The organism is Paraburkholderia sp. WS6 (genome assembly GCF_030464835.1).
In the GTDB taxonomy this organism is placed as follows: Bacteria; Pseudomonadota; Gammaproteobacteria; order Burkholderiales; family Burkholderiaceae; genus Paraburkholderia; species Paraburkholderia madseniana.
Genome location: NZ_JALQCK010000007.1, coordinates 167,526 through 179,837, shown reverse-complemented (window position 1 = coordinate 179,837; position 12,312 = coordinate 167,526). Strand labels below are relative to the sequence as shown.

General features: G+C 59.4%; 12 protein-coding genes. 10 read left to right on the top strand and 2 right to left on the bottom strand.

Going from position 1 to position 12,312, the window contains the following annotated elements; translation table 11 throughout:
- Positions 1-3 precede the first annotated feature (3 nt).
- From M0D64_RS11355 to M0D64_RS11335, 5 genes are all read left to right on the top strand, one after another.
- Positions 4-1,665 (top strand): AMP-binding protein, encoded by a 1,662-nt coding sequence (locus tag M0D64_RS11355; RefSeq protein ID WP_266257751.1) that lies wholly within the window; start codon positions 4-6, stop codon positions 1,663-1,665.
- A 68-nt stretch (positions 1,666-1,733) separates the two neighbouring features.
- Positions 1,734-2,099 (top strand): VOC family protein, encoded by a 366-nt coding sequence (locus M0D64_RS11350; RefSeq protein WP_266257750.1) that lies wholly within the window; start codon positions 1,734-1,736, stop codon positions 2,097-2,099.
- Between the two features lie 38 nt (positions 2,100-2,137).
- Positions 2,138-3,160: an LLM class flavin-dependent oxidoreductase gene (locus M0D64_RS11345; RefSeq protein WP_266257749.1), complete on the top strand. Its 1,023-nt coding sequence runs from the start codon at positions 2,138-2,140 to the stop codon at positions 3,158-3,160.
- The gene (locus M0D64_RS11340) at positions 3,157-4,266 is read left to right on the top strand and encodes a flavin reductase (protein ID WP_266257748.1); all 1,110 of its coding nucleotides are present in this window, start codon (positions 3,157-3,159) and stop codon (positions 4,264-4,266) included. The genes M0D64_RS11345 and M0D64_RS11340 overlap by 4 nt, the downstream gene beginning before the upstream one ends.
- Positions 4,267-4,317: 51 nt before the next feature.
- Positions 4,318-5,184, top strand: a complete 867-nt coding sequence (locus M0D64_RS11335; protein ID WP_266257747.1) for an alpha/beta fold hydrolase — start codon at positions 4,318-4,320, stop codon at positions 5,182-5,184.
- Between the two features lie 104 nt (positions 5,185-5,288).
- Here M0D64_RS11335 and M0D64_RS11330 read toward each other — a convergent pair whose 3' ends face one another.
- Positions 5,289-6,065 carry an IclR family transcriptional regulator gene (locus M0D64_RS11330; RefSeq protein ID WP_266257746.1) on the bottom strand — a complete coding sequence of 259 codons (777 nt, stop codon included), beginning with the start codon at positions 6,063-6,065 and terminating at the stop codon, positions 5,289-5,291.
- Positions 6,066-6,351: 286 nt separating this feature from the next.
- Between M0D64_RS11330 and M0D64_RS11325 the strand changes: the two genes are divergently transcribed.
- Positions 6,352-7,443, top strand: a complete 1,092-nt coding sequence (locus M0D64_RS11325) for a porin (protein ID WP_266257745.1) — start codon at positions 6,352-6,354, stop codon at positions 7,441-7,443.
- A 249-nt stretch (positions 7,444-7,692) separates the two neighbouring features.
- Positions 7,693-8,532, top strand: coding sequence for an aldo/keto reductase (locus tag M0D64_RS11320; protein WP_266257744.1), 840 nt, complete (start codon positions 7,693-7,695; stop codon positions 8,530-8,532).
- A 58-nt stretch (positions 8,533-8,590) separates the two neighbouring features.
- Here M0D64_RS11320 and M0D64_RS11315 read toward each other — a convergent pair whose 3' ends face one another.
- Entirely contained in the window at positions 8,591-9,502 is a 912-nt protein-coding gene (locus M0D64_RS11315) for a LysR family transcriptional regulator (protein ID WP_266257743.1), read from the bottom strand.
- Positions 9,503-9,606: 104 nt separating this feature from the next.
- On the opposite strand from M0D64_RS11315, the gene M0D64_RS11310 reads away from it, so the two are divergent.
- The 3 genes from M0D64_RS11310 to M0D64_RS11300 all read left to right on the top strand — a co-directional run bounded on the left by M0D64_RS11310 (position 9,607) and on the right by M0D64_RS11300 (position 12,306).
- On the top strand, positions 9,607-10,698 hold the full coding sequence (locus M0D64_RS11310) for an alkene reductase (protein ID WP_266257742.1): 1,092 nt from the start codon (positions 9,607-9,609) through the stop codon (positions 10,696-10,698).
- A gap of 115 nt (positions 10,699-10,813) precedes the next feature.
- Positions 10,814-11,194, top strand: a complete 381-nt coding sequence (locus M0D64_RS11305) for a LysR family transcriptional regulator (RefSeq protein WP_266257741.1) — start codon at positions 10,814-10,816, stop codon at positions 11,192-11,194.
- A 188-nt stretch (positions 11,195-11,382) separates the two neighbouring features.
- The gene (locus M0D64_RS11300; RefSeq protein WP_266257740.1) at positions 11,383-12,306 is read left to right on the top strand and encodes an amidohydrolase family protein; all 924 of its coding nucleotides are present in this window, start codon (positions 11,383-11,385) and stop codon (positions 12,304-12,306) included.
- Positions 12,307-12,312: the final 6 nt, after the last annotated feature.

Here is a 12,312-nt window from a genome sequence, read left to right as displayed (position 1 = left end):
CCGATGAACACACTTTCATATCAGCGCGGAACACGCTTCCCGAAGCTGATCGACAAAACCATTGGCGATTCATTTGACGAGATCGCCAGCAAGATGGGCGAGCACGTCGCGGCAATCAGCCGGCATGAAGGGATCCAGCTAAGCTACGGCGAACTTCGCGAAAAGTCGGACCGGCTTGCGGCCGCGCTTCTCGAGGCAGGACTCAAGCCGGGCGACCGGATCGGAATCTGGTCCCACACGAACCTCGCCTGGCTGCTGCTGCAGTTGGCCACGGCAAAGGCCGGGTTGATACTCGTCAACATCAACCCGGCCTATCGGACCTCGGAACTGGAGCATGCGCTCAACCTGGTCGGGTGCAGGGCCATCGTGACGATGGTTCGATACCGGTCGAGCGAGTATCTGAACATGTTGCGGGAGCTGGGAAAGGCCCGGCTGCCGAGCCTTGAGACGATCTGGTGGATCGACGAGGTGGACTGCCCGGACGAAGCCGGCGCGCAACGCTTCTCCGACCTGCTTCGCTCCGGCGATGCAAACAGCGCAAAGCTTCAGGACGTACGCCGCACCGTGCGCCCGGACGACGCCGTCAACATCCAGTTCACCAGCGGGACGACGGGACTTCCCAAGGCCGCTACGCTGAGTCATCGCAACATCCTGAACAACGGTTTCTTCGTGGGCGAGTGCATGAAGCTCACCCACGCGGATCGAATCTGCGTGCCGGTTCCGATGTACCACTGCTTCGGCATGGTCATGGGCAATGTGGCTTGCCTGACCCATGGCTCGACGATCGTCTACCCCTCCGAACGCTTCGATGCCGAAGCCGTTCTGGAGACCGTAGCGGCGGAAAAATGCACGGCGCTGTATGGCGTGCCGACCATGTTCATCGCTGCACTCAATCACCCGCGCTTTGCGGAGTTCGATATGAGCAGTCTGCGCACCGGCATCATGGCCGGTTCTCCTTGCCCTATCGAGATCATGAAGCGGGTTGTCGGCGAAATGCATCTGCCCGAGATCACGATCGCATACGGCATGACGGAAACGAGCCCTGTGAGCTGCCAAAGCATGACGGATACGCCAGTCGAGCGGCGGGTATCCACGGTCGGCCAGGTGTTGCCTCACCTCGACGTAAAGATTATCGACCCGCTCAGCGGCCAGACTGTGGAGCGCGGTCAGACTGGCGAACTCTGCACCCGCGGCTACTCGGTCATGCTTGGCTACTGGAACCAGCCCGACCGGACGCGCGACGCAATCGACGCCGAAGGCTGGATGCATTCGGGCGATCTCGCAACGCTGGATCCGGACGGCTACGTCAACATCGTCGGGCGCATCAAGGATATGGTCATCCGCGGCGGTGAAAACCTTTATCCCCGCGAGATCGAAGAGTTTCTGTACTCCTGCCCGGGCGTGCTTGACGTGCAGGTGGTCGGCGTACCGGACCAGCATTTCGGCGAAGAACTCTGCGCATGGATCGTCATCAGGCCGGAGTCGGTTCTCGACGACGAGGCAGTCCGCGACTTTTGCAAGGGCCGGATAGCGCATTACAAGGTTCCCAAATACATCCGCTTTGTCGACTCGTTTCCGACCACCGTGACGGGAAAAATCCAGAAGTACGTGATCCGGCAAATCATGAGCGACGAACTTGGACTGAAAGAACAGCACACAGCGTGACGCGCCTCGGCATCGAGGTCACATCGGGTCACATCAATCCCGCTATAACCATTTACCGGAGTGCCGCCATGGCAGAAGTTGACGTACAAACCATCTATTTCGTCGCGAAGGATATGGCCAGGCTGGAAGATTTCTATGCATCGGCGCTGGGGATGCCTGTCCAGTTTCGCGACGAGAACAAGTGGACTCAATTTCGTCTGCAGCGCAGCGCATTTGCACTCAGTTCGGCCGAGGAAGCGGCAGAAGGAGCCGTCGGCGCCGTCCCCGTCTTCCAGATCGCCGGTGAGGCCCAGGACGAGGTCCGGCAGAAAATCCTGTCCGCGGGCGGCCAGCAGCTCGCGCAGCGCGACATGGGCACACACGGCGTCGTTACCACCTACCAGGATCCGGAAGAAAACATCTTCCAGGTATTCAGCAAATCTTCGACACGTTAAGTCAGAAGATCACACATTTCGCACTTACTGGAAAAGCCATGAAATTCGGTATATTCGACCAGAACGATCGCAATGGACTGCCTATTCATAAGCAGTACGAAGACAGGATGCAAATTATCGAGCTTTACGACAGGCTCGGTTTCCATGCCTATCACATGTCGGAACACCATGCGACCACGCTGAGCGCCTGCCCGTCGCAAAGCGTGTTTCTTGCCGCTGCTGCACAGCGCACCAAGAAACTGCGCCTGTCGCCGCTCGTCTACATTCTCCCGATCCACCACCCGGTCCGTCTCGCCGAAGAAATTTGCATGCTCGACAATCTGAGCGGCGGCCGCCTGGAGTATGGCGTGGGCCGCGGCGCCTCACCCCACGAAATCGAGGCACTCGGTATCGACGCGGCCACGGCTCAGGCCAGATACGTCGAGTCGTATGAAATCATCAAGCGGTATTTGAGTTCGGATACGCTCGACTATAAGGGGACGTTCTGGCAATTCAACGACATGCCGATCGAACTCAAGCCGCTGCAGACGCCCCCTCCGACCTGGTACGCGCTGGCATCGCCGGAGTCGACGGTATGGCCGGCCCAGGAGAAGATGAACATCGTGTGCGGCGGCCCGGTCCAGCGAGTCAGAGCCATCACCGATCGATATCGCGAAGAATTCGCCAAGCGGCATCCGTCCGCCGCTGAGCCGCTCATCGGCGTGAATCGCTACATCGTTGTCGCGGAAACGGACCAGGAGGCGATGAAAATTGCCTCGCGGGCATGGTCGGTGTTCCATCCGAACTTTTTCAAGCTCTGGAAGAAGCACGGGACGGAACCGGTCAACCAGAAGCTTCCGCCGACGATCGAGCCGCTCGTGGAATCGGGCCTGGCCGTAGTGGGCCGGCCGGAAACCGTGCGTGAAAAGCTGCTGGAGCAGGCGCACGAAGGGGCATTCAACTACCTCATCGGAACGTTCATGTTCGGGGACATGTCCGTCTCCGAAGCGAAGACATCTATCGGCCTGTTTCACGAGTCCATCATGCCGGCGTTCAGCGAGTCGCAAAAGGTTCTGTCATGACCGGAAGCACTGCGTTAGACGAGGCGCGTCCTGCCATCAGGACGTTCGAGAAGCGTCAGTTGAGAGACGTGCTCGGGTCCTTCGTAACCGGCGTCACCGTGATCGCCACGCTCGACGGCGAGGGGAAAATGCACGGCCTCACCGCCAATTCGTTTTCCTCGGTCTCGCTGGATCCGCCTCTCGTCCTGTGGAGCCAGGCGACCTCTGCGGGAAGCCATACCGCGTTCAGGGATGCCGGGCGCTTCACCATCAACATCCTGGCTGAACACCAGTACGACCTCGCCAATCACTTTGCGACCCGGTCGCCGGACAAATTCGCCGGCATCGACTATGACCTGGGGGTCGACGGACTGCCGCTACTGCGCGATTGCAGCGCATGGTTGGAGTGCAAGGTGGTCTCCCGCTTTCCGGGCGGCGACCACGTGATTTTTGTCGGGTCGGTGGAATGCATACGCCAGAGCACGCGGCGCCCGCTGGTATTCGGCGGTGGACAATATCTGGTTGCCGACCCGCACGACCTCGGCCGCGCGCCGATCGGAACGGCGGGCACGATGAAATCGCAGCCACATGCAGTCCGGCTGGCCAGCCGCGCCATGTTGCGGCTCGCGCATACGCTGGACAAGACACTTGCGCTGGCAGCGTGGGGCAATCACGGTCCCACGGTGATCGCATGGCAAGCCGCAACCACGCCTGTGGCCGCCGATCTGCCGCTTGGGCTCGTGCTGCCGGTGACGTCTTCCGCTTCGGGCCTGGCGCTGGCGGCGTTCCTTCCGCACGAAGCCGTCGATCGATTTGTGACAGCGGAACTGCGTGACAACGCACGACAAGCGTCTGGCGAAGTGCTCCCCACGGCGGAATCGCTCGCAAGCGTACTTGAATCCGTCAGGGCCTCGCATGTCGCGACGAGACGCCCCGCCCCGTTCTATGACGACCGTATGCTCGCCAACGCCATCAGCGTGCCCATTCTTTCCCCGAGCAGAATGGCCGTGCTGGCACTGACGGCGATAGGCCCAGCCGAGCATTTCGATGCCGCGGCCGATGGACCTTGTGCAGAAGCCCTCAGAGCCGCCGCGCATGAGATTTCCGCTGCATTGAGAGATGCGTGAATTGGCATTTGCCTAAGTTAAAGCGACTGATACATCGGCCAGACTTCAATCATGACTGAAACAGAAAGCCATCTACTTGAATCCTCGTTGCCCGCCGTCGACCAGGCACTAGTGAATCTCCCCACACTCGGCGACAAACGGGTCATCACGTATCGCACTGCCGGTGACGAGCGCGCGCCCGCCATCGTGCTGCTGCATGGTATTGGTTCGAGTTCGGCGGGATACCGCGCGCAGCTCGCCGCACTAAGCAGGAACCATCGGGTGATTGCCTGGGACGCTCCCGGCTACGGACAAAGCAGCCCCTTTGCGATCAGCACGCCGGCCGCCACGGATTACGCCGATGTACTCATGGCCCTACTGTCTGCGCTCGGCATATCGCGTGCAACCGTCGTAGGCAGTTCATGGGGTAGCGTCATCGCCGCAACGTTTGCGGCGCGGTATCCGTCGGCTACGCGCGCCCTTGTATTGAGCGCGCCCAATGTTGCACGAGGACATCTGTCCGGTAAGGAGCGCGACGCGGCACGAGAAGTTCTGATGCGAAGCGCAGCGGCACAATCGATCGAGGCACGCGCCGCCGTGGTCAATGCTCTGATCGCTCCGAACGCCGGCCCCCTGGTTCGCGCGGTCGTATCCCGGCTAAGAGACGCGGTGACCCCTACAGGCTGGGAACACGCCGTAGACATGCTCTTCTCTGCGTATACACCATCCGTCGTTCCTTCGATCGCAGCGCCGATCTCCGTCATTGTCGGCAACCTGGACCGCGTCGCTCCAATTGACGACCATGCGCAGCCGATTCACAAGGCTGCTCACGGTTCGACACTCCACGTGCTCGATGGGATTGGCCACATGCCGAAGCTTGAAGCGCCGGAAGCGTTCAATTCCATCGTGTTGGCAGTTGCGGAAGCCGGGACAGACTGACGGAAGGATGACTGCGATGAGCAAGCCGCGGCCCTCGTGCTAGCACGTCCGTGGCAATCGTCCGCCGAAACAGATGACGCGCATCGGTATTGAGCGCCCGGCTTCTACCCAATTTTTCTGGGGACCTTGCCGCCCAGTGCAGCCGTAGCTCGAACAGCGCTATCGAGTAGCGCCTTTATCTCTTTACCTTCAACTTCCGTGTTCAGCGTTGCAGGCGATCCGATGAGACTAATGGCAAATCGGAGATCTCCGTCCCTGTCCCAGATGGGGGCCGCGACAGACACGTAACCCATTTCCCCACGATGAACCGTTGTGAAGCCACAGTTGCGCAATTCAGCGATCGCTTCTTCCCGCAAGGAAGCCGGAGTCCATTCCTGTCCCGCAGACAGTTCGCGGCTGATGAGATCGTCGGTACGTGCAGGCTGAAGGCAGGCAATGAACAGCTTTCCCGCAGCAGTCGTAACCAGCGGAATCAGGCCTGTTCTCAGCTCGAGAATACTTCGCGTCTGCCCCTCCTGCTTGAAGAGACTAACCGGCCCATCTTCGGTCCATGCGGTGACGGCCGCGCCACTCAGTGTTGCTTCCCGCAAAGCGACCACCTCACGACGCACGATATCGAATCCGTCCAGTTGATTGATCGCGCTCATCCCCAAAGCAAGCGACGCCGGCCCGAGCTTGTAGCACCCCGGCTTTTCATCCGGCGACGCAAGCCCGGTCCGCACCAGACTGATCATGTAGTTGCTCGTCGCGCTCGGCGACAGTTCGGACAGCGCAGCAATTTCCTTCAGAGGGAGTGCTCGCTCACTCGTCTGCAACGCCGAAAGGATTCGGAACGCAATCTCGACAGACTGAATGCCGCGCCTCGCAGTCACATTGGTCATTTTTCAACCGTATGGAAGTGATAAAAAATCGCCGCCCCGGGTTTCCACGGACGGCCGTCACGTTGACACGCCTGGGGCGTGGCTTCTATAGTGTTCAACATAGATTATGTCATTCATTATTGTTGAACGCAACACCAGCAATTTAGGGAGATCAGAGGCAAGCGAGCAGTGAGAACAAAACGCTTGACTCTTTAGCCTCTCATTTCATCAGTAGTACAGATTTCATACGCTCCCCTTTATTCAAATAACTTCTTCAGAAAAGCACCAACCGGTTCGGAGACAAGGCATGGCAATTTTTGGACGTACGATGGCAGGCGCGCTCGTCGCACTTTCTGTGACCAGTACCGCCAACGCGCAATCCAGCGTCACCTTATATGGAATTGCGGACACTGCAGTGCAGTACATCAGCAACGTCAGAGGACACGCCCTGGTCCAGGAGGGAAACACGCACGCACCCGACATTTTCGGCTTGAAGGGAGTTGAGGATCTCGGCGGCGGGATACGCACCATCTTCGATCTTCAGAACGAGTACCTGCTGAACAATGGCCGGGCACTTGTTCCTGGAACCTTATTCAACAGAAAGTCGTATGTCGGACTGCAATCGGACAGCTATGGCACGTTGACGCTCGGTCACCAACCCAGCTTCATGTATGACATTCTGTCCAACTACCAAACGCCCTTCCTGCTCGGCAACATTCTCACGCTTCACCAAGGCAATCTGGATGAAATTGCCAACTTCTTCCAGTTCAACAATGCGGTGAAATATGTGAGCCCGACCCTTGGCGGGTTCTCCTCGGGGGCGGAATTTGCATTTGGCAATGTGGCCGGCAATTTCAGCGAAAGCAGGAACTACTCTTTCTTTGTCCAGTACAAGGGAGGGCCGCTGAGTCTGGCAGCCACGTACGCGAACGAGAACAACCGTTTTCTGGAGCTTTCCAGTTTTATCGGTCTGCCGTCGCTCTTTGGAACATCACTGCCTCAGGCCGAAGGCGTTGTCGCCAACAAGCTCGTCAATTGGGGGCTCGGCGCGTCGTATCAGTTGAAAAATGTGCTTCTACACGCCACGTTTACGCAATCGCGCATCACATTGGCGACTGGCCGCGGTAACGCCAACACCGTCGACGCCGGTGCGAACTGGACGATCGTGCCCGATGATGTCCTCTCGGTTGGCGGATGGGTGGAAAATCTCGACGGCGGAAACTGGAAGACCATTACCGTCTCGAATGCTTACATCCTGTCGAAAAGAACTACTGTCTACCAGCAGGTGACCTACCAACACGCGTCGGGCGCCAATGGCTTCGCTTCGCTCGCGGCCGCAGGCGTGGCATCCGGCCGGTCCACGACCGGCGTCTCGGTTGGTATTCAGCACAACTTTTAGCAGTGCAACGCTAACCTCGACGGGTGGTACGTTCGTTTGGCAGTGCAGCCTCACGCTGACTGCCACAAACATGTGCAATTGGTCGAAGGAATCCTGCCGGATGTGTATCGTCTCTGACGATAGGTTGCATCGAAATGTATAGGCTTCTTTCCAGGCATGCAATCGCGTACCTTTCCTTTGACGAGATCACACGCCGAGCGGCGGCTTCTTTCACGGCCGCCGCCCGGCACTTAGTCTATGAGGAATAGCATGCAGAACGTCCATGCCGGTAACGCGGCCATTCCGGCCATAGGCTTTGGCACCTACGGGATGACTGGCGACGACATCTATCGAATGATTCCTGAAGCCCTTCGTGCCGGCTTCCGTCATATCGACACCGGGCAAATCTACCGTAACGAGGCAGAAATCGGCGACTGCGTCGCCGCATCCGGCATCCCAAGAAGCGAAATGTTTCTGACGACCAAGGTCTGGGTGAGCAACTACTCGGCAAGACACTTCGATGCGTCAGTCAACGAAAGCCTGCGCAAGCTCAAGACGGACTACATCGACCTGCTCCTGCTGCACTGGCCGGGGGGATCGGATGTGCCTCTCGCCGAACAGATTGGGGAGCTCAATGAGGTCGTGCGTGCCGGCAAGGTCCGGCACATAGGCGTCAGCAACTTCAACCGCGCACAGATGACCGAAGCGATCCGGCTCTCGGCGGCTCCATTGGTCACGAATCAGTTCGAATACCATCCGTATCTGAACCAGTCCTTGCTCATCGAAAGCACACGCGAGGCTGGGCTTGCCGTGACAGGATATTGCGGCATGGCGGTTGGCCGCGTGTTCTCGGACCCAACGCTCAAGGAGATCGCCGCTCGCCATGACAAAACCATCGCCCAGATCGTCCTGCGGTGGCTTGTTCAACAACGCGGCGTTGTGGCGCTTTCGAGAACCACGCGGATCGATCGGCTGGCACAAAACCTGGCGGTATTCGACTTCGAGTTAGATAACGCGGACATGGCCGCAATCCAGGCATTGGCGACGACAAACAGCCGAATTGTCGATCCGCCCGGTCTTGCCCCGCGGTGGGATAGCACAGCCGCCTGACTATCTGACCTCTGGCGCGATAACCAGACATCCGGAATGTCCGAGTTCGCGACGATGCCTACGTTGCCCGATCGAACTTGTGTGCAAACCGCTCCGTCGCCCAGTCGATAAAGACACGCAACCGTTGGCTCATATGCCTGTCTGGCGGATAGACAAGGAAGAATGGGTAGGGATCCGGTTGCCATGCGGGCAGAACAGGCAGAAGCTCGCCACGCGTGATCGCGTCCTTCGCGGCAAAGGAGAAGGTTTGAATCACACCGAGGCCGGCCAGTCCAGCCGCGACATGTGCGTTGCTCTCGTTGACACCCATGCCTTGTGAGCCGCCGATTTCGATTCGCTCGCTGCCCTTCTGAAAACGCATCGGCATGACGCGTCCGGTCCGTGCCGAAACGTAGCTCACGATGCGATGCCCGTTTTTTAGCTGGTCGGGATGCGTCGGCCTGCCGTGCTGCTTCAGATAATCGGGCGCCGCGCATGTCACCCACGATGCACGGCCAAGCGGACGTGCGATGAGCGAGAGCTCGTCGACGCTACCGCCGCGCACGACACAATCCACGTTATCGCCTATGAGGTCGACTTGCCGGTCGCTCACGCCCAGATCGACACGTATGTCGGGATATCGCTCAATAAAGTCGGGCAGTGCGGGGATCAACACGCAGCTTGCGTTCGCCGAGCCGATGTCGATGCGCAGCCGTCCGCGCGGACGCTGATGTGCGCTGGCGAACCCCGAGTCGATGTCCTCGATCTCCTTCAGCACGCGCGAGGTGCGCTCGTAGTACGCAGCCCCCTCGGGCGTGACAGTGACGCGTCGCGTCGTTCGCTGGAGCAGCCTGACACCGAGATGCAGCTCCAGCAAACGCACGAGTTTGCTCACCGTGGCGAGCGGCATGTCGAGCGAGTCGGCGGCACGCGTGAATGCGCCCGCTTCGACAACGCGGGCGAACACGCGAATGGCAAGCAATTGGTCCATGTCGATTATCTATCCACGTAGATAAAGTTATTAGATTTAGCCACTTTTTCAACATTCTCCTGGTTTGTACAGTAGCTCTCACATCTTTGAAAAGGAAGTTGATCGTGACTACGAACGCACTTGAACGCCTGTTTGAACCCGCTCGCCTCGGCAGGCTGGAACTGAAGAACCGTCTGGTCATGGCGCCGTTGACCCGCAGCCGCGCCGGGTTTGACGGCACGCCGGGAGAGTTGACCGCGGAGTACTATGCGCAGCGCGCGAGCGTCGGCCTGATTGTGACTGAAGGCACTCAGCCGTCTGACGATGGTCAGGGCTATCTTGCTACGCCGGGCATCTATACCGATGCGCATGTGGCGGGATGGAACAAGATTACCTCCGCCGTCCATGAGCGCGGTGGCCATCTCTTCATCCAGCTTATGCACGCAGGGCGCATGTCGCACCCGGACAACACGCCGCATCATCGTCAGAGCGTCGCGCCTTCGGCCATCGCGGCGCCCGATACGTCGATGTTCACGGCCAAGGGGATGCAGGACATTCCGGTACCGCGTGCGCTGACGACCGACGAGGTGCGCCAGACGGTGTCCGACTTCCGCTTCGCGGCACGCCGCGCGATCGAGGCCGGCGCCGATGGCGTCGAGATCCACGGTGCGAATGCCTACCTGGTCCATCAGTTCCTCGCACCAAGCGCAAATGTCCGCACCGACGAGTATGGCGGCTCGATCGAAAACCGCGCCCGCTTTGCCATTGAGGTGGCGATTGCAATCGCTGAGGAAATCGGCGCTGACAGGACGGCCATTCGCCTGTCGCCTGGCCTCGCGCGGTGGGGCATCGACGAAGGCGCCGAAGGACCGGCGCTCTACCGCTATCTGGTGGCTGAACTGAACAAGCTCGGTCTGGCGTACCTGCACGTGACGCATCGGGGCAACGAACCGCTGCTAGCTGACATTCGCAAGCTCTGGACGGGCACGCTGATCCTGAACCGGCCCGGCCGCTCCCGCGACCAGGCTGGCACCGACGTCGCATCGGGGCTCGCTGATCTGGAAGCCTATGGCCAGATGGTGTTGGCCAACCCGGATTTCGTTGCGCGCCTGAAGACCGGTGCACCGCTGAACGATGCGAACCCCACTACGTTCTTCGGCGGCGATGGACAAGGTTATACCGACTATCCGGTGTTGGCCGAAGCTGAAGAACGCTAAGAGAGCGCGCCATGCCGGTCATCCTGATCGACCGCGTTGCGTGGGACCGGGGTAGGCGCTAAAGCGCTAACCCCGGATCGACCGCGTTGCATGAGACTGGAGTAAGCAATACACCATGACACGGAAGGCAGGCAGTCACTCGACCATGATCGAGGCAAACCAGTTTGTGTACTTCGCGTGCGTAGTCAAGCATAGAAGCTTCAGCGCAGCGGCGAAGGAAGTCCGCGTAAGCAAGTCGACGTTGAGTCGTGTCGTCGCAGACCTGGAACAGGGGCTCGGGACATCACTTCTCACGAGAACGAGCCGGCGCGTGGACGTCACGCACGCAGGCGAACAGTTATACACACGTTGCCTCGCCGTCTACAGGGCCGTACTGGCGGCTCAGAAGGCACTCGATAATATCGAGGCAGAACGCGGGGCGAACGACCCCGGCCCACTGCGCAGCGACATCGAGCGCCAATGCGCCATTTACCCGCCGACCTGCGTTGCGCCCTAGAACGGATACTGCGTCTGGGTGCTGCGCGAATTGAATGTGACTTTGCATCAATCCAACCGGAAACACACGGGCGATTGCATTGCTCACTAAACTTTGCAAACGTAAAAAATAACGTATAAGATGGATCTAAGCCGAGGAGGGAATGCCCCCGCCCGATGCTAAAGAATTCCTCATAGGAGACAACGGCCATGCCGAAGCGAAAAATTGACACGCACCAACATTTCCTGCCGAAGCTCTACGTGGACGCAGTTGGGCTGGACTTGCTGAATGCGGCGATGCCGGGCGGCGTGGCCCCAACCTGGTCCGTCGAGGCAGCCCTCGCGATGATGGATGAAAACGGAATCGACGAGGGCATCCTGTCGATCTCCTCCGGCCCCACGCTTCCGGATGCAGCCACGCTGCTGAGAAAATGCAACGACCACGCTGCGGAACTCAGAACCCGGCATCCTGGACGGTTCGGTTCCTTCGCGAGCTTGCCGCTGCCCGACATCGACGCCTCTCTGAAGGAAGTCAGCTATTGTCTTGACGTGTTGAAGGTTGATGGTTTCATTGTCTTTACGAACTACGACGGACGGTATCTGGGGGACGAGCATTTCACGCCGCTGTGGGAAGAATTGAACCGGCGCGGGACGGTGGTTTTCGTTCACCCCAACCAGCCGCCTCACGATGTGCCGTCGGTCGCTCCTGCGTCCGTGCTCGAGTTTCCCTTCGAGACGACACGTACAGCCACCAGCCTGATCATTTCAGGGGCGATGAGCCGCTTCAGGAACATCCGGTTTATCCTTTCGCATGCCGGGGGGACGCTGCCGTTTCTCGTCCCTCGCATCGCCCTGTCAATTTCCATGATGCCCGCGGTGGCCGAGCGCGTGGGCGACACGTTGGCGGCGGTCCGATCCTTCTACTTCGACACGGCACTTTCCGCCGGCAACGCGCCCCTCAGTGCGCTGGCGCAAGTGGCAGACCCCGATCACATTCTCTTCGGGACGGACTTCCCGTTCGCACCGGTAAGCGCAATCCGGCAGTTCGGGAAAGTGCTCGATAATATCCAGATTCCCGGCATTGAGATGGACAAGGTGTACGGAGACAATGCTGCCCGGTTGCTTGCGCGCTAACTGTAT